Genomic DNA, 18,179 nt, shown 5'->3' with positions numbered 1-18,179 from the left:
TCCTAATAAATAAATTCTTCTGCCATTTTTGTCTTTTCTATTAAATTCTTGTAAACTTTTGATTTTTGTAAAAGCTCTTCATGTTTGCCTTCACTTTCTACTATTCCGTTTTGAAGAACTACTATCTTATCTGCATTTTCTATGGATTTCATTCTATGTGAAATGATGACAACAGTTTTATCTTTAATTAAATTATTTAAAGACTCTTGAATTTTTTTCTCATTGTCAACATCAAGGCTTGCTGCTATCTCATCTAATATTAGTATTGGTGCATCTTTTAAGAATGCTCTGGCGATAGATAACCTTTGTCTTTCTCCCCCTGATAGCTCAGCACCGTTTTCACCGATAACTGTATCGAAACCCTTATCCATTTTTTCTATAAAGTCTGTGCAGTTTGCAAGTTTTGCTGCTCTTTTAACTTCTTCGTCACTTGCATCTTGCTTACCAAGTCTAATATTTTCCATAACGCTTTGATTAAAGAGAACTACATCTTGGAAAACTATTGATACCTTGTCAAAAAGGGATTCTGTTGATATTTCTTTTATGTCTTTACCATCAATTAAGATTTGTCCATCGTCATAATCATAAAGTCTTGATATAAGTTTCAAGATAGTTGTTTTACCCTACAATGTCAAGCAATTGTTACATAAAATTAGACGATATTTCTATCGCCTAATTTATAAACAAAACTTTTATTTTAACTTTTTTATACGTTCACTTTCTGTTAGAATCCTCATTTGCTCAATAGCAATTGCATTTAATTTTTCTATCCTTTCAGTTGCATCCATTCCCTCATTTATAAAAACAGCATTTAAGTTCTCAAGATTTGATAAACACACTAATTGTGATATATCAGCATAGTCTCTCATATTTCCTTTTAACTCCGGATTATTTTCACGCCATTCTTTTGCTGTCATTCCAAACAAAGCTACATTTAATATATCTGCTTCACTTGCATAGATATAGTTTATTCTTTCCTTTGATAATTTCTCAGGGACAAGTTTATTCTTAATTGCATCTGTATGAATTTTGTAATTTATCTTAGCTAAATTCCTCTTGATATCCCAACCTAATTGTTTTTGTTCTTCTTCTTTTAAGCGCTCAAACTCTTTAATAAGATAGAGCTTAAAATAAGGTGATACCCAAGACGCAAATTCAAAAGCTATGTCTTTATGTGCATATGTTCCACCATATCTTCCTGCTTTGGCAACAATTCCGATAGAATTCGTCTTATTGACCCATTGTTTAACCGATAAAATAAAACGATTAAAACCTGCTTCATTTTTAATTCCCTCGAATTCGGTGGAATTAAAATTCGCATTATACATTTCTTCCCATATTCCTAAAAATTCAATTGTATTTTTATTCCTTAGCCATTTTTCTATTAGTGCCACACCATTTTCAACATTTCTAACCATGTCGGTTAAAGAAATATAATCTCTATTATCTATGGCAATAATGCTAATTTCTGATCCTTCTACATTTATTTTAGACACAAAAATCACCTCACAATATCTCATTTTAACTATAATTATATCATTTTTTTGTTTGTTCCTAAATATTTACCCTATCGTCTCATAATAAACAGTACTATTTATTTTCTCGAATTTTCTCGTCATTATTTTCATTTTGGCGTATTAAAATTAAAGTTGGCGAGATTAGAAGTTACTTTTAATACTATCCATCTATATTTCTACAATTTCTATTTCTCCACTTCTTGATACAATTATCTTATCAATTTTATTGTCTAAATAAGCCTTCAATAAACTTTCTTCGTCTAAGACTGTAATATCCGTTTCTTTCCTTGGATCAATCTTCTCTGACTTCAATTCTTCCAATTTACTCTCTAATAATATCTTTTTATCTTGGATAAAAGTTTTTTCCTTTAGATACTCCTCTTTTGAAATATTTTTCTTTTTATAGTTTTCATAGATGATTTGTAAATTGCTGTTTAATATGGATATTTCCTTTAGAATCTCTTCTTTTACATTTTTGTGTTCTATAACTTTCTCTTCATTTAATGTATTTTGAATCTTAAAATCTTTTAATTTTGGTTTTATAAGTTCAATAATATCTTTCTCTTTGATATTGTTTGGTGTTTTCTCAGCTTTACATAAATTACAATAATAACTTTTATACTTGTATATTTTATCTGAATTCTTCTTTTGTCTACTGTCACATCGTAAACTCATATGTCTACCACATTCTTTACAAAAAATCTTATCAGAAAAAATAGAACGATTTTTGTTTCCTGTATATCCCCCAAAACTTCGTTTTTCTTTTATTTTCTTAACCTTATCAAACACTTTTCTGGAAATAATAGCTTCATGGGTATTTGGAAGTATTTTCCACTCCTCTTCAGGAAGTAAAATTCTTTTTCTTCCACCTATTTTTGTTTCTTTGAATTTATTATATACATAATCTCCTGTATATAGTTCGTTCCTTGTAATCTGTGAGATAGCTGCGTTTGTCCAAACTCTTTTCTTTACTTCACTTCCAGTAATTAAATTTCCAGTATAATCAGAAAGTTTCAGTTCTTCTTTTCGTTCAGAGCGTGTAATATAACCTTTTTCATTAAATATATTAGCCACTTGAATACAGGAATATCCTTTTAGCAATAAATCAAAAGCTTCTTTAACTATAAAAGCTGTTTTTTCATCAATGATGATACTATGTTTATCTTTAGGATCTTTAATATATCCAAAAGGTGCTGCCCAATTTATATTTTTCCCCTGCGATTTAATTTGCCTAATAGAACTTCTTACCTTTTCAGATAATTCCTTACTGAATAAATCATAATACAATGTCTTAAACTGTGTATCCATATCTAATCCATTTCCATTTTCGTTTATGGAATCATAACAATCATTGATAGCTATAAATCGTATTTTTAAAAATGGAAATATATTGCTCAAATAATCCCCAAGTAGAATATAATCTCTTGAAAACCTAGACATATCTTTTACAATTATAGTTCCCACTTTACCACTCTTTATATCCTCAATAAGCCTTAAAAAGGAAGGTCTATTTGTATTAGTAGCAGAATATCCATCATCTACATATTCTTCTATTTCACAACTTTTTAAAGATGTTTCATTTTCAATGTAGCTTTTTATATAATCTCTTTGATTTGCTATACTTTCACTTTCATCCACTTTGTGATAATCTTCTTCAGAAAGTCTTAAATATATAGCTATCTTATTCATGCTCTACCTCCAACTGCTTTCCCACATCTTTATCAAGTTTAAACTTAAAATATATGGTAACCTGCTTATACTCTGATATTTCTATATGACTAATTAATGTATCGACCAATTCTTTATCAACTTCTATGCTTTTAGCATCCAAGCAGCAAAATAGTACATCTATAAATTCTATAATTTCTCTTTTTTTCTTTTTTATATTTCTTATTCTTTCAGCAAAAACTTTTAATTCATTTTTTAAGGTTTTTATTTGATTATTTATTTTTTTACTTTCTATTTTAAAATCACTTAAAAGAACCTCTCCTTTAACATAGTTTTCATATTGTTCTTGTAGATTGATCCTAAGAGAAGCAATCTTTTTATTATTTACATCTGTTTTTAGAGAAACTTGATTTATCTTTTCAGTACTTATATTTTCTAAATATATTTTTAGTCGTAATCTTTTATCCTTTTTATAAAAGCTTGAAACCAGTCTTTTTAAGGTATCTACTAAAATTTTATCTAGGTCTGTTTCGTATATTCTTACATGAGATTTTTCTAAGTTTAATCTATCTCCACCTTTACAATAATAACAATAGCAAATCTCATCATGATATTTCAGTCCTCGTGGTCCATATTGTTTTTTCAAATATCTGCCACAAACACTGCACTGTATGAGGTCGTCATACTTTCCTTCTTTTTTATGATCTCTTTGAATTTTTACTCCAACATTTTCTTTTCCGTCTTTTATTATGTTTTTCAGTGAATGGTAAGGTAGATAGTTTTGTTTTTTCTCCTTTATCTCTCTGATATTTTCAAATGTAGTTTTGTCTATTAAACCTTCGTGGGTGTTCTCTGTTATAATCCACTCTTCTTTATCACGAAACTTACTTTTCCTACTTGGATCATGTCTATTTGAGTATACTCTTTGAATCAAATTCCCAATATATACTTCATCAGAAAGCATTTTTGATATATAAGAAATATCCCATTGTTTTGTATCTTCTTTATCCTTAAAAATTTTACCTGTTCTTTTATATTCATCAGGTGTCGTATATGTTTTAGTCAATTCTCTTGCTATTTGCATATTGGATTTACCTTGACTTGCCATATAAAAGATAAGTCTTACTACATCTGCTGCCTTTTCGTCCATCACCAGAACTCTTTTTCCATCAATTTTATCAACCTTATAGCCATACGGAGCCATCGCTCCTATAAAAGACCCTTGTTTCATTTTTATTTCTTTAGATGCTTTTATTTTCTTTGAAATATCTTTTGCGTATAAATCATTGAAGATATTTTTTATTGCTATTTCATAACTCTGATCTGATTTTATACCGTCTTTAGTATCAAGATTATCATTTACGGAAATAAATCGAACTCCCAAAAATGGAAATACTTTTTCGATATAGTTTGCGATTTCTAAATACTCTCTACCAAACCTTGACATATCTTTTACTATGATACAATTTATCCTACCTGTTCGGATATCTTCCATCATTTCAATAAATGCAGGTCTTTTAAAATTTGTTCCAGAATACTCATAGTCCTTGTATACTCTTAAAATCTTTATATCTTTTTCTTTTGCAGCATTTATACAGAGTTCTTCCTGCATTTCAAGTGAATTACTTTTATCCCTGTAAGCTTCCTTTCTTTCCTGTGATAATCTAGCATAAATACCGGCAATGTATATTTTTTCAATCACTTTTCCAACTTCTGTTCCTGATTGTGATATATGCCTATTTTTTGTTCTAGCCACAGCATACCTCACTTTCAGCGCTTACAAGACTTTTATTCATAACAGTGGGTATAGTTTTTGACTTCCTGCTTTTATCGATACTTTTCTTTTTTATAGTGTTGGCTTTAATGTCAGACTTATCCATTTTTGTCATTTCTTCAAGTAAAGACAATTCTTCAGTATGATTAAACCTAACATCTATCGTCTTATCTTCAGAAATAAAAATTTTATCAATAAGCATCACAACAGACAATCTATCTATTTCAGATAAATTTTTATACTTGTTAATGTCGATGATCCAACTCTTATTTTTGTCAATCTTCTCCTTAGTATCTTCCTGTTTTTTCAATCTATACTTGATACTTTCATCTAATTTAGTCAATTTCTCTGTATAGTTTTTTCTAAAAAGTTGATATTCTTCTTTACTAATAACATCTTCTTTTAGGTCAAGGTATAGGGAAGATAAGAGTTCTTCTGTCATTGCTTTTTCTCGTTTTAGTATGGGAATTTGATTGTCTTTCAAATTTTTATTTATATCTATACGCTGAACTTTAGAATATAGATTTTCATTAAATTCAATGTAGGACTTCATTATTTTAGATACTGCTTTTATCAAGGTTTCTTCTTTTATGCTGTGTCTTGTGCAAGATTTTTCCTTGTTGTACTTTGAACAGATATAGAATATCTCTTCTCTTTTTTTATACTTTACAGTCCTTCTAATCAAAGAACTTCCACATTCTTTACAAAAAAGCATTCCTGTAAAAATATCAATTTTGTCCTTTCCACGAGAATTATTCAAATCTCTTTTTAACATAGTATTTGCAATAGTAAAAACTTCTTTACTTATAATTGCTTCATGGGTATTTTCTACTCTTATCCATTCTTCTTTCTCTTTTTCTATCTGCTTTTTATTTTTGTAACTTAAAGTAACACTCTTTCCTTGTAAGGTATTTCCAATATATACTTCATTTTCTATAATTCTATTTACTGTCTTTGCTGACCAGGTTCCACCTTTTGTGTTTTGAAATCCATTACACTTAAATCCTTGACTTTCTTTATATTTTCTTGGAGTTAAAACTCCTAAATGATTTAGTTCATCTGCAATTGCCTTTGAGGAATATCCCAAGAGTTTCATATCAAATATATTTTTGATAATATCCGATATCTCTTTATCAATCACTAACTTGTTTTTATTCTCCTCAGACTTTTTATATCCATAAGGTGCAAAAGCACTGATAAAGTCTCCTTTTTCTCTTTTTATCTTTTGAGAGCTTTTTACCTTATTGGAAATATCTCGGCAATAACTGTCATTGATGAAGTTTTTTATAGGAAGTATAAGGTGTGTATCGTTTATATCTGCACTTTTACTATCGTAATTGTCATTTACTGATATAAATCTTATACCGTTTTCCGGAAATATTCTTTGAATATATTTTCCAGCTTCTATATAATCTCTTCCGAATCTTGATAAGTCCTTTACAATAATTGTATTGAACTTTCTATCATAGGCAGCCTTTATCATTTCTTTAAAATTGGGACGATCAAAATTTGCACCTGAATACCCATCATCCACATACTCTTTGACAATTGTAATTTGATTTTTTCTTGCATAAGAGTTTATAATTTCTCTTTGATTGGATATAGAGTTACTTTCTGTTTTTTCGCCATCTTCTTTTGATAATCTTAAATACATAACTGCCAAATTTTCTTTTGCTAAATTGTTTTTAAACATAAAAAAGCCTCCTTTAATTCAATTTACATACAATAAATCAAACCAAGGTTAGGCTTCCACAAAAATATTATAACGCTCCTTATATTTTTTGTCATCCCTTAATAGACAGAAATTTTTTCTTTGATGTATTCCTCTACTAAATTTTCTAAACTAAATCCATTTTCATTAAATTTAACTTCTATATTCCAACCATCAATTTGATTTATCATCTGTTTATCTTTTTTATCTGTTTTCATTTCTGTATTTATATTATGTTCATCACACATAATATTTTCTCCTTATCTTTAATTTTTTTAAGTTTTTTGACATTAACAGGCGTGTAGGTCACGACATTGGAATTTCACCACCGCCCCTTTTCAAGATGAGCCGGCAACAACTGTAGAAGTATCATTATCCCCATTTGCTTCAGTGCATCAGTTTCCTAGGCTGAATATATAATTTCTTTTTGTCGCTCGTTTTCTTTTATCCTTCTTTTAACTAGAGTATTTATTTAAACCGAAATCCTTATCAGCAGAAAAGTCATGGCGAAGAAATTATAAAGCTCCACAAATGGTTAATGTCCTGTCTTGGTCTATTCAGTTGTCAAGGTTCAAATTTCTATTAATTTCTTTTTTTATATAAAAGAGGACAAAATTCCCCTTCACTTTATAAAGGAAAATTTGCCCTCTTTGGTAACCATAATTTATAGTTCTTCTATAAATTTCTTTAGTTTTTCTAAAATTTTATCTCGTCTTTTAATTAAAGTTGGATGTGAGATATTTTGAGTCTTCGCTACTGCACGAAGTGTTTCATCATTGAAATATAATCTTTCAATTATTTCCCGTTCCTCCTCATTTAACTTTAACATAGCATTTCTTAGTGCTTCAATCATCATTTGTGTTGCGACAACTTTTTCTACATCAACATTTTTATCTTCTAGATTATTTTCAAAATTCCCATCGTGATTTAGAGACGAAAAAAATAGCAAGTGGTTTTTCTTGTCCACCTGCTCTAAATATTTTTCATGTTCTCTTTCTTGCCAGTAGGCTTTGTATATCTGCTCACTTACTTTGATTTTTTGTCCACCGACATAAAGGTAATATTCTTTTGTCATTTATGTTTCCTCCATTCTTTTTTTGTCTTTATGTTTTCAGACAAAAAAAGGAGGACTCCTGCTCTTGGGCATGGTTAGTCCTCTAGAATGAAAGAAACTCTTTCTAATAGTAATTGTATTTAAATTTTTAACTGAGTTATCTAGCTTGTAAACAGCGTAAGCCAAAGAAAAAAGGTAAATTTATTTTAATAATATTTTTTTGCATATTTTACCTCCATTCTCTTAGTTAAAGCTCTTACTATTAAAAATTTTCCTGTTCAAAGACTTTAAATATTTCTTTCTATTAATTATTTAACTTCCATGATTCTGCCTTAGCTTTTGCATTTATAAGGTCAGAATAAAGTCCATTATTTTTAATCAGTTCTTCATGATTTCCACGTTCTACTATTTCTCCATCTTTTAAGACTAAAATCTGGTCAGCATTTCTAATTGTCTTTAGTCTGTGGGCAATCATAATTACCGTCTTATTTTTTGTTAATGATTCTATTGCTTCTTTAAGTTTATCTTCATTTTCTGGATCTATATTTGCAGTTGCCTCATCAAAGATAATTATGTCTGCATCTTTTAGCATAGCTCTTGCAATGGAAATTCTTTGTTTTTCTCCACCAGATAGACTTGCTCCACCTTCTCCGATGATAGTGTCATAGCCTTCTGGTAAAGCTTCTATAAATTCATGACATCTTGCTTTTTTTGCAGCTTCTACAACTTCTTCATGGCTTGCATTTTGTTTTCCAAATTTTATATTGTTTTCAATTGTATCTTCAAAGAGATATACATCTTGAAATACCATGGAAATTGAATTCATAAGATTTTCTATCTTATAGTCCTTTATATTTTTTCCACCAATTAAAATCTCGCCAGAATTTACATCCCAAAATCTTGCTATGAGATTACAAAATGTAGTCTTACCAGATCCAGATGGACCAACTATGGCAGTCATGGTATTTTCTTTTATCTCTGCTGATACATTTTTTAAAATTGGTCTATCATCATAGGAAAATGATACATTTTTAAAGTCTATGTTGTGATTTTTTATAGACTCTGTAATACTTCCTTCTCTCATATCAGGCATTGAGTCTATAAAACCTACAGAATCTATGGCATTTTCGCAAGCTCTTAGGATTGCCATGTTTGATCCTGCCCCGATTAAGCCTTCAAAGATAATAAATGATGCTATAATCATAAGAATTGTTTCAGCAAGTGGAAGTTCACCAGATAAATTTAATTTTAATGATACATAGACCATAGCTACTGTTGTTATTCCCATTACAATTCTTTGAATAACTGTGTATGGTGCTACAGATTTTTCTAGGTCTAAGAGTATTCTTGATGTATCTTTTATAGACTTTCTTAAAGCTCTGTTATTTTCTCCACCAAGATTATAGGATTTTATAACCTGCATTCCTTGTAAAGTTGCTAATACTTCTTTTGTAAGTCTTGTTTGTGTTTCTGTCATTTTGTCTGCATTAGCTGATGATTTTTTCTCCATCATTGATGTAACGATGAAAAATACTATCACACCTGCTACAGCAACCAGTCCTACCTTTACGTTAAAAATTAAAGTTCCAAGGACAAAGACTAAAGTATTTAAAACTCCACCAAGTACAAGAACCAAAAGCATAGGCACCCACATTTCTGCTTGGGAAAGTGAAGATGTAGCAATAGTAGTTAATCTTCCTAGTGAAAAGCTTGAAAAGAAACCCATAGGAACTCTTTTTATTTTTTCTCCTATTTCTATTCTCTTATGGGCTGCCATAAAATATCCAGCGTGTGTTTGTGCCATTTGTGATGATTTTTGTGTCATTATCTTTCCAACAAGGGATATAACTAATATTCCAAGACAAATAAAGATAGCCTTATAGTCTAAAGTTTTAGAGAGTATATTTACCAACATATAGTAAATTGCACCAAATTGTAGAGCATTAAATACTGCATGAAAGAATCCAGCCAGAATAGATTTTTTAATATTTGCTTGTTCTTCCTTAGAAAAATTCCATATCTTTTTAAACACCTTAAGCATTTTCATCACCCCTTACATTGGCATCAACCATTTCCTTATAAAGCTCTGATGACTTTAATAGTTCTTTATGATTTCCATAAGAATCCAATTTACCATCTTTAATAACAAATATCCTATCTGCATCAACAATTGTCTTTAACCTATGAGCAATTATGATTAAAGTTTTACCCTTAACTAGATTTGCCAAGGCGTTTTGTATGAGAGCTTCATTTTCAGGATCTATATAAGAAGTTGCTTCATCTAAAATTACGATTGGTGCATTTTTTAGCATGGCACGAGCAATAGATATTCTTTGTCTTTCTCCTCCAGATAGATGACCTCCACCTTCGCCAACTCTTGTATCATAACCATTAGATAGATTCATAATAAAATCATGGCAGGCAGATTTTTTACATACATCTATAATTTCTTCGTCAGAGGCATTCTTATTTCCAAGCCTAATATTTTCCTTTATAGTCATATCAAAGAGGAAATTGTCTTGGGATACAAAAGAAATAAGTGAAGACAAGTTTTCGAGCGACACATCTTTTGTTTCTACTCCGCCAATTTTAATAGATCCATTATCTACATTCCAAAACCCAGCAATAAGTTTTGCTATTGTGGACTTGCCTGACCCAGAAGGACCAACGAGGGCTGAAACAGAAGATTCTTTTATTTCCATAGAAAGATTATCTATAACCTTATTTTTTCCATCGTAAGAAAAGTCTACGTCTTGAAGTTCTATATTATAGGATTCTATTTTTTCTCCCTTGTCGATATTTTCTAACTCTCTTGAATCTAAAATCTTCCCTATTTCAGAAGTTATAGTTGATATTCTTGACATGTCGTCCATATAGTTCATGATTTTTAAAATGCTAGAAACCGTAGCAAAGGATAAGACGATTAAGGTAATTAAATTTCCTAAATCAATACTTCCATTTATATAAAATAAAATCCCAAAGGGTATGATGGTAATAATTCCCATAGGAGAAAGTAATCTACCTATGGCAACCCTATTCATAGATTCACCCATCCAGTTATAATAAAAGCTTGCATTGTCATAAACTGCATCAGCATATTTTTTATAAGATGATTCGCTTTGATTAAAGGTCTTTATTACTTCTATCCCATTTATATACTCAACAATGGAATTATTCATATGTTGACCAATTGCAACTGACTTTCCAAACATTTCCTTATAATGAGCATTCATAACAGACATCATAATAGACATTCCTACCACAAATGGAATTAGTGATAATAAAGTTAAACGCCAATCTAGTGTAAACATGTAAATAAACAATAGAATAGGTCCTACTAAATTTGCCGTAAATTCTGGCACTAAGTGGGCAAGGGATGTTTCCATAGAATCAACTTGCTCAACTATAATATTTTTTAATTCTCCAGATGATCTTGATAGTACATCTCCCAATGGCATCTTGAAAAGTTTCTTAGAAATATCATTTCTGATTTCTCCTAATGAGTTAAAAGTTGCGGTATGGGAAATACTTGTTGATATTCCTGCTGCCACTTCTTTAATAACAAATGTTATTAAAATATTTATGCATAGTGGAGTATATAAGCTAATATCCCTTATGCCATTAATCAAATTCACAATAATTTTCGCCATGTATATATAAGAAAAAAGCCCAGCCACTACTCCAATTATTGCCAGTAAGATTGACATAAAATATGAGCCTTTTCTTTTATTTACATATTCTTTTACTAAATTCACTTTAAAACCTCCTTTAGTAATATTTTTAAATAGTTTATTATATTTTTTTTATTTCAGAGGGCATTCTATTAAGCTCTCCAATCATCATTGCTATTCCAGCTAAAATCATAATTAAATCTACAAGAGGTTCAGCAAACCATACTGCCTTAACTCCAAATGTCATTGGTAGAATAATCATGGCAGGAACGAATAAAAATAATTGTCTTAGCATGACGATTATGCCTGCCTTTTTAGCATTTCCTATTGCTTGGAAGAATGTTATAGACATAACCATTACTCCATATAAGATAAATATAGAATAAAATAGTCTAAAGTTTCCTACTCCCTGAGTTATAATACTTTCTTCTACTCCAAATAGGGAAAGGATGTTTTTTGAAAATAATAAGACTGGTAGCCAAAATATGGCTGCAAGAACAAGTCCTCCAATGGAGAATACCTTCATTGCCTCCTTTACCCTGTCATATCTTTTTGCTCCAAAGTTTGTACCAACAACAGGTTGCAAGCCTTGACTCATTCCCCAAAGTGGAATAAAGGAAAAGGCATATATTCTTAAAGTTGCTGCCATTAAGATAGCATTTGTATCTCCTCCATATTTAAATGACATTTTATATAGCATTGTTTGTTGAATCATAAATAAAATTTGCATCATCATAGCAGATGACCCTACGCCAAACATTTCTTTTTTTATCTCCTGATCAGATTTGATTTTATTTATTTTTACAGATTTACTTTTGTATTTGAAGTAATGGAGTGTTATTATTGCTTGAACCAATTGTGCTGTAATAGTTGCAAGTGCTGCTCCTTCGATTGCATATTTCCCCATTAATTTCATTAGAATAGGATCAAGAATTATGTTTAAGAAAGCTCCTAACCCCATAATAAGCATGGCTTTTTTCATTAATCCTTCTCCACGCATAACCATGTTTGCTGATTGAGTAAAGTTTACAAATAATGAACCAATGAAAATCACGCGTAAATATCTAATACCATATTCTTTAATTTCTCCACTTGCTCCAACCATATCTAAAAAATGTGGTGCAAGTAAAATTCCACCTATTGTAATAATTGATGAGAATAAAATAACCCAAAAGATTAAATTCCCCATAATTTTATCAACTGTTTTTTTGTCGCCCTTTCCTATAGCTCTTGATAAAACCGATGCTGAACCTACGCCTATAAGTGTAGATACACCACTATTGAAAAATGTAAGTGGCATAGCTACACCACAAGCTGTCATTGCAGTTTGTCCTATAATATTTCCTGCAAAAATTCCATCCATTAATGGATAAAGACCTATTACTATCATTCCTATTACAGCAGGAATAGATAATTGAAAAAGTAGGTCTATAGGTCTTTTGCTTAATAATTGTTCTTTCATATCTTGTTTCAAAAAATCAACTCCTTACACAATCAGTCCATCTTTAATAAATTTCAAAATTTCTTTTTCATGTCCCTGAACATATACTTTCTTATATCCATCTTCTTCAAGCATTAACACAGAATTACAAACTTTAAAAATAAGTTCTATATCATGAGTTATTATGGCAAAAGGATATATTTTTGAATATCTTTTTATTATTTCAGAAATATCATTCATTCTTTTGTAATCTAAACCTGACGTAGGTTCATCTAGAATTATTAGTTTTCTACCACTTAAACAAGCAGTTAATAGAGCAAGTCTTTGTTTTTGTCCACCAGATAGATTTTGTGGATGGTCATACCTATTTTCCCAAAGGTCAATATGTTTTAATTCGTTTCTAAGTCTATTTAAATATTCAACGTCATTAATTCTATCTTTTTGTAAAAGCTCATTTTCCACCGTATCAAAAAATATTTGGTATTCTACATCTTGCATCATATAATAAGAGTTTCTTAATCTTTCTTTTTTATTTCTCCCAAAGCTTGTCTTGCCTTTAAAGTTTAATAAACCAGCTAAAGATCTTGCAAGAGTCGTTTTACCTACTCCATTTTTACCTATAATCGCCATTATCTCATTTTCATATAAGCTTATATTTAAATTTTTTATTAATTCTTTTTTACCAATAGAAATACCAACTCCTCTTATATCCTCAACTACATTTTTGCAATTATCAATATTTTCAGATAGCAAAAAATTATAGTTAGTTGTTCTTAAAGAGTAATTTTTACAATCCTCTTCTGTTAATTCATCTTTTTTAAAAACTTTTTCGATTTTACCATCTTTCATATACAAAAAACGATCATATAAATCATTTAAATAGAACAATCTATGCTCAGATATTATTATCGTTTTTCCTAAGGATTTTAATTTTTCAAGAATATTCTTAAGTTCGACTATTCCCCTATAGTCTAAATTTGATGATGGTTCATCAAAGAAAATTATTTTAGTATCATAAACAAGAGTAGATGAGATAGCAACTTTTTGCTTTTGTCCACCTGATAAAGAATTGATATTTCTATATTTTAAATTTTCAATTCCCATCACACTCAAAGAGTCATCAACTCTTTTCTTTAATTCTGAAAGATCCATTCCTAAATTTTCTCCAACAAAGGCAAGCTCATCCTCAACAATATTTGCGAAAAACTGATCTGTTGGATTTTGAAATACATTTCCTATATATTTTGCCAATTCTCCATTGTTATATTGCGAAATATTTTTTCCTAAAATAGATACTTGTCCATATAATTGTCCTTGATAATGATTCGGAATTAAACCATTTAATATTCTTGTTAGCGTAGTTTTTCCACAACCAGATAAACCACTTATAACAACAAGTTCCCCTTCTTTAATATTTAGCTCTATATCTTTTAAAATTACCTTATCATTTCCGTCATAAGAGAATTTTTTAATATCTGCTTCTATTACATTCATATTGACCTCCACAATAAGAAAATAGCTAAAAGTAAGAATACGATATCAAAAAAATTAAAAGTTATTTTATGATAATTAGTCCTTTCCCCTCTATATTCTGCTCCTTTAGATATAATAGATGAAGTCAAAGTTTCACTCACTTGCAAACATTTATAGATAAGAGGGATGAAGTAAAGTTCAAAAGACATAATAGGATGGAGGGGACTTAATCTTAGTCCCCTTACCTTCATGCCATTCTTTATTTCTTTAATCCTTAACCCCATCTCTGATATAAACTTCATTCCTATCACTATGCTTAGAGCAAACACATTTGGAATGTGTAAAAACTTAAGTGAACTCATCATTTTAAGTGGTGATGTATTCACAAGAATACCGCCAATAATAAATATCGGAAAGAGTTTTAATACGATTTCTACAAGACCCAAAATTGCATTTCCACCTATTCCTAAGTCTATAATAGTTAATGTTTTGCCAACAATTAACAAGATAAGAACTGTTGCTAGTTGTTTAATAAATTGTTTTAAGGAAAAAGTTAAGGTTAGAAACATTGATATTCCTATCATAATATAGTAGCCAATATCATCTGTTATAAATAATATAATCGAAAACGCTAAAATTAAAACAAATAAGATTATAGGATTTACAAGACAGTTGTCATCTCTCCTTATGTTTTCCATTACAATATTCCTGATTTTTTACTCTTTTTAAAAAACTTATTATTTATATATAATCCAAATCTTCCTGCTATTAATACCAAGACGATATTAATGCCTATTGAGATTAGCATTGCCTTTGGTGTAAAAAAGGCATCCATAAAGGCAGCCTGTTCTTTAGTAAATACGCTAAAAACTTCAACAATTTTTTCTGGTCCAAGTAGTCTTACAAATGTCATTGCATGCATTGAAATAACAAACATTCCAGCAGATACTGCTAAGGCAACTCTATTATCATTTTTATAGTTACCTATAATTAATTCTGCTACAATAGCTGCGATGGCATTTACTATAAGCATTGGCCAATATCCACTTAATGCATAAAATACACCCAGCAACATGAAAAATATAAAAGCTATTCCTCTTTTTTGTAATTTTTTAGCCATAATTATAAATGGCGGAGCTACTACAAAGGAAGAAAATCCTGCCGCTATATATAAGGATAAAGTTCCTAACATTCCTGTAGCTGTTGATACAGCCATGTTTAATATAAACGCCACTACTGTAAAAATTGTAACTTGTACGATATCTTTTAATTTCATATAAACCTCCAATTTAAGATATGTTTTTTCTTTCTGAGTAAACCCTAAGATTTACTTAGATTATTATCTAAGATAATTCCTATCATTTTTTTTAATGCAAGTTTGTTCTTCACAAAATTTTCTCTTGCATTTAGAACTTCACAACCTAGAATAAATGTGTTAATCAAATCAGTTATTAATTCGATAGCTTCACTTAATTCACCCCTTACATCTTCATCAAATAACATTAGAATACTATCAGATGATGATTTTTTTAGTTTCTTATATAAGTCTTTTAACTTATCGTCATGATTTAATTCCTGCAAAAACATTGCATAAATTGAAACATAGTCACTCTGATATAGCATTTTTTCTAAAATAATCTCAGATAAAACTTCGCTAAAATCCTGACTTGTTTTATTCATCTCATCATAGATTATCTTCTCTCTGTATTTATTTCCTTCTAACATAATGTCGTATAAAATTTCATAGGTAGAACCATAATGATGATACAAACCACCTCTAGAAAGCCCAGTAGCTTCCATAATGTCATTCATAACTGTATTTCTAAATCCTTTTTTTAAAAATACAGCTATTGATGCTTTTTTTATTTGATCCAATCTATCTTTAACATTCATTCGCACTCTAGAAATACTACCACCTCCTTAAAGACATCTATGTCGGTATCTTTGAATATTATACCATATTTTTATGATAATCAACTCATTTAATTCTACTCTTTATCATCTCAATTATTATTTCTGGATGCTTACTTAAAGCTTCTGAATGCCCCATATCTTTTATTTCTTCTACTTCTAATTCTTTTTTTATTAAATTTTCTAAATAATTTAAAGAATCTTTTGCGTATATTTCTCTACTTCCAAAAGAAACAGATATGTCTTTCGTAGCTAATTTGTCAGAATTTTTATTTGTTATATCATAACTATATGCAGCTTTAAAGGTACTGTATAAAGTTTCATTACTTATGGACTTAAATAACATTGGTTTTAATACTTCAATGTCGTTTTCATCATATCCCATGTTATCTCTGATTTCTTTTTGAAGATGATTATTTTCTAATAATCCAATAAATTGTTTTGACATTATATTTGAAAATAATTCAATATTTTCTCCCATATTTATATATTGACCACCATCTAGGATTACTTTTTTTATGTTAACTTCTCCACACAATATCGTTTCAAGAACAATACTGGCTCCTAAAGATATACCATATGCTAGTTCAATATTATCAACTCTTAAATCTTTAATTTCTTTTATTATCATTGCAGCAACTTGTTCTACAGATTTAATTGGTTCTTCATTGATATTACTATGACCTGGTAAAACAGGTAATAGAATGCAATAACTTGATTTTAAAGATTCTATTATTTCCCTAAAACAATTTTCCCAATAAAAGCCAGCACCATGAACTAGCATAATTTTAGGATTGTTTAAATCACCCACTATCTTCATTTATAACACACCCTCCTCATATTCCTTTTTTTCTTTTTTGATATTTACTTTAACATTTTTCAATATCAAATCCCTTTCTATATCTTTAAAGTCTAAAATATCCATTGAATAATATAGCCCATTTTTATAATTTTTCTCCAGGATTTTCTTAACAAGATTAGAACAAATTACAGCACTCATTGTACTGCTTTCTTTACTTTCTACTTCAATCTCAATGTTTTCCATAGAATTTTTCGCAGAAATTATTAGCTTGTTAAAATTATTTTTAGAAACATTTGCTTTAAAAAATGAAATTATATTATCTATATCTTTACTATAACTACCCTCAAATTTATCAGATTTTAATACTATTTCCTGCATTTTTCGAATAACTTTATCGTCATAAATTTGATTAAACCAATTTGCAGTGTTAACATTAAATTTTTCTGCTACTCTTAAAAATTCTTTGGTAATATAGTTTGATAGCTTATAAATATCACCATTAACATTTACAAATTTAATTCCATCTTCATATACAAGCTCACCATTTTTGTAATAATATAACGCTTTTCCAAACCCAGATAAATTTGTTAAAACAAAGTCTTCAATTGCTGATTTACTGGGAATTTCTTCACTTACATTAAAACCTGAAATAGAATCAACATTTTTTAAACAACTACAAGCATAACTTGCCATAATTCCACTTAATCCAGGGAAATATCCCGAAGATAAAACAAATATGTTGTTATCTAGTTCTTCTTTTATTTTATCCTCTAAAAATGATTCACCTGATGGATCTATATATGGAATATTGCATTCACTTGCTATTTTAGCTATCTTTTCTCCATTTTTATATGATGCTCCAGCACAATTTATCAAAATATCGACTTGATTACAAAATTCAGTGACTTTACCCAAATCTTTTATGTCCATCTGTACATAGGTGCAATTTTCTGTATCTTGTTTTTTATTGTTCTTGTAGGTAGCATATAAAGGATATATCTCACTTATAATTTCTACACATTTTGAACCAATATTTCCACTTCCACCCAATATTCCAATTATCGGACTTTTCATATATTCACCTCTCTTTTAGTAAATAAAAACCAATATGACTTCAATTTTTAGCTTGAATCATTAAATAATTTTATCATCTTGAA

The 18,179-nt window shown here is 29.4% G+C and carries 15 protein-coding genes and 1 pseudogene; all 16 read right to left on the bottom strand.

The window, feature by feature from the left end:
* Positions 1-2: 2 nt before the first annotated feature.
* Positions 3-623, bottom strand: a pseudogene (locus tag L6651_RS06085) (ABC transporter ATP-binding protein); the annotation flags it as partial.
* A gap of 69 nt (positions 624-692) precedes the next feature.
* On the bottom strand, positions 693-1,496 hold the full coding sequence (locus tag L6651_RS06080; RefSeq protein ID WP_002842397.1) for a KilA-N domain-containing protein: 804 nt from the start codon (positions 1,494-1,496) through the stop codon (positions 693-695).
* A gap of 189 nt (positions 1,497-1,685) precedes the next feature.
* Positions 1,686-3,206 carry a recombinase family protein gene (locus L6651_RS06075; protein WP_237037080.1) on the bottom strand — a complete coding sequence of 507 codons (1,521 nt, stop codon included), beginning with the start codon at positions 3,204-3,206 and terminating at the stop codon, positions 1,686-1,688.
* The gene (locus L6651_RS06070) at positions 3,199-4,941 is read right to left on the bottom strand and encodes a recombinase family protein (protein WP_022620609.1); all 1,743 of its coding nucleotides are present in this window, start codon (positions 4,939-4,941) and stop codon (positions 3,199-3,201) included. The genes L6651_RS06075 and L6651_RS06070 overlap by 8 nt, the downstream gene beginning before the upstream one ends.
* Positions 4,934-6,652, bottom strand: coding sequence for a recombinase family protein (locus L6651_RS06065; protein ID WP_237037079.1), 1,719 nt, complete (start codon positions 6,650-6,652; stop codon positions 4,934-4,936). The genes L6651_RS06070 and L6651_RS06065 overlap by 8 nt, the downstream gene beginning before the upstream one ends.
* Before the next feature lie 98 nt (positions 6,653-6,750).
* Positions 6,751-6,918 (bottom strand): hypothetical protein, encoded by a 168-nt coding sequence (locus L6651_RS06060; RefSeq protein ID WP_004838473.1) that lies wholly within the window; start codon positions 6,916-6,918, stop codon positions 6,751-6,753.
* A 416-nt stretch (positions 6,919-7,334) separates the two neighbouring features.
* Positions 7,335-7,745: a sigma factor-like helix-turn-helix DNA-binding protein gene (locus L6651_RS06055; RefSeq protein ID WP_237037078.1), complete on the bottom strand. Its 411-nt coding sequence runs from the start codon at positions 7,743-7,745 to the stop codon at positions 7,335-7,337.
* Between the two features lie 283 nt (positions 7,746-8,028).
* Positions 8,029-9,765: an ABC transporter ATP-binding protein gene (locus tag L6651_RS06050; protein WP_130820200.1), complete on the bottom strand. Its 1,737-nt coding sequence runs from the start codon at positions 9,763-9,765 to the stop codon at positions 8,029-8,031.
* Positions 9,758-11,479, bottom strand: coding sequence for an ABC transporter ATP-binding protein (locus tag L6651_RS06045; protein ID WP_237037077.1), 1,722 nt, complete (start codon positions 11,477-11,479; stop codon positions 9,758-9,760). The genes L6651_RS06050 and L6651_RS06045 overlap by 8 nt, the downstream gene beginning before the upstream one ends.
* A gap of 37 nt (positions 11,480-11,516) precedes the next feature.
* The gene (locus L6651_RS06040) at positions 11,517-12,869 is read right to left on the bottom strand and encodes an MATE family efflux transporter (RefSeq protein ID WP_237037076.1); all 1,353 of its coding nucleotides are present in this window, start codon (positions 12,867-12,869) and stop codon (positions 11,517-11,519) included.
* A 12-nt stretch (positions 12,870-12,881) separates the two neighbouring features.
* A complete protein-coding gene (locus L6651_RS06035; protein WP_237037075.1) occupies positions 12,882-14,330 on the bottom strand; it encodes an ABC transporter ATP-binding protein in 1,449 nt (482 codons plus the stop codon).
* Complete coding sequence (locus L6651_RS06030; protein ID WP_237037074.1) at positions 14,327-15,007, bottom strand: energy-coupling factor transporter transmembrane component T family protein; 681 nt, start codon at positions 15,005-15,007, stop codon at positions 14,327-14,329. The genes L6651_RS06035 and L6651_RS06030 overlap by 4 nt, the downstream gene beginning before the upstream one ends.
* Complete coding sequence (locus L6651_RS06025; RefSeq protein WP_002838928.1) at positions 15,007-15,585, bottom strand: MptD family putative ECF transporter S component; 579 nt, start codon at positions 15,583-15,585, stop codon at positions 15,007-15,009. The genes L6651_RS06030 and L6651_RS06025 overlap by 1 nt, the downstream gene beginning before the upstream one ends.
* A gap of 44 nt (positions 15,586-15,629) precedes the next feature.
* On the bottom strand, positions 15,630-16,202 hold the full coding sequence (locus L6651_RS06020; protein WP_080350853.1) for a TetR/AcrR family transcriptional regulator: 573 nt from the start codon (positions 16,200-16,202) through the stop codon (positions 15,630-15,632).
* A gap of 85 nt (positions 16,203-16,287) precedes the next feature.
* Positions 16,288-17,040, bottom strand: coding sequence for a hypothetical protein (locus L6651_RS06015; RefSeq protein ID WP_048951823.1), 753 nt, complete (start codon positions 17,038-17,040; stop codon positions 16,288-16,290).
* Entirely contained in the window at positions 17,041-18,096 is a 1,056-nt protein-coding gene (locus L6651_RS06010) for a saccharopine dehydrogenase family protein (protein WP_048951824.1), read from the bottom strand. It lies immediately after the preceding gene.
* Positions 18,097-18,179: the final 83 nt, after the last annotated feature.

The organism is Mediannikoviicoccus vaginalis (assembly GCF_928097925.1).
Lineage (GTDB): Bacteria > Bacillota > Clostridia > Tissierellales > Peptoniphilaceae > Mediannikoviicoccus > Mediannikoviicoccus vaginalis.
This window is presented reverse-complemented; position numbering and strand designations above follow the sequence as displayed.

Bases quoted from the DNA above. Each gene is read 5' to 3' on its own strand.
- L6651_RS06075 (WP_237037080.1), bottom strand. From the start codon at position 3,206: ATGAATAAGATAGCTATATATTTAAGACTTTCTGAAGAAGATTATCAC.
- L6651_RS06065 (WP_237037079.1), bottom strand. From the start codon at position 6,652: ATGTTTAAAAACAATTTAGCAAAAGAAAATTTGGCAGTTATGTATTTA.
- L6651_RS06060 (WP_004838473.1), bottom strand. From the start codon at position 6,918: ATGTGTGATGAACATAATATAAATACAGAAATGAAAACAGATAAAAAA.
- L6651_RS06055 (WP_237037078.1), bottom strand. From the start codon at position 7,745: ATGACAAAAGAATATTACCTTTATGTCGGTGGACAAAAAATCAAAGTA.
- L6651_RS06050 (WP_130820200.1), bottom strand. From the start codon at position 9,765: ATGCTTAAGGTGTTTAAAAAGATATGGAATTTTTCTAAGGAAGAACAA.
- L6651_RS06035 (WP_237037075.1), bottom strand. From the start codon at position 14,330: ATGAATGTAATAGAAGCAGATATTAAAAAATTCTCTTATGACGGAAAT.
- L6651_RS06030 (WP_237037074.1), bottom strand. From the start codon at position 15,007: ATGGAAAACATAAGGAGAGATGACAACTGTCTTGTAAATCCTATAATC.
- L6651_RS06025 (WP_002838928.1), bottom strand. From the start codon at position 15,585: ATGAAATTAAAAGATATCGTACAAGTTACAATTTTTACAGTAGTGGCG.
- L6651_RS06020 (WP_080350853.1), bottom strand. From the start codon at position 16,202: ATGAATGTTAAAGATAGATTGGATCAAATAAAAAAAGCATCAATAGCT.
- L6651_RS06015 (WP_048951823.1), bottom strand. From the start codon at position 17,040: ATGAAGATAGTGGGTGATTTAAACAATCCTAAAATTATGCTAGTTCAT.
- L6651_RS06010 (WP_048951824.1), bottom strand. From the start codon at position 18,096: ATGAAAAGTCCGATAATTGGAATATTGGGTGGAAGTGGAAATATTGGT.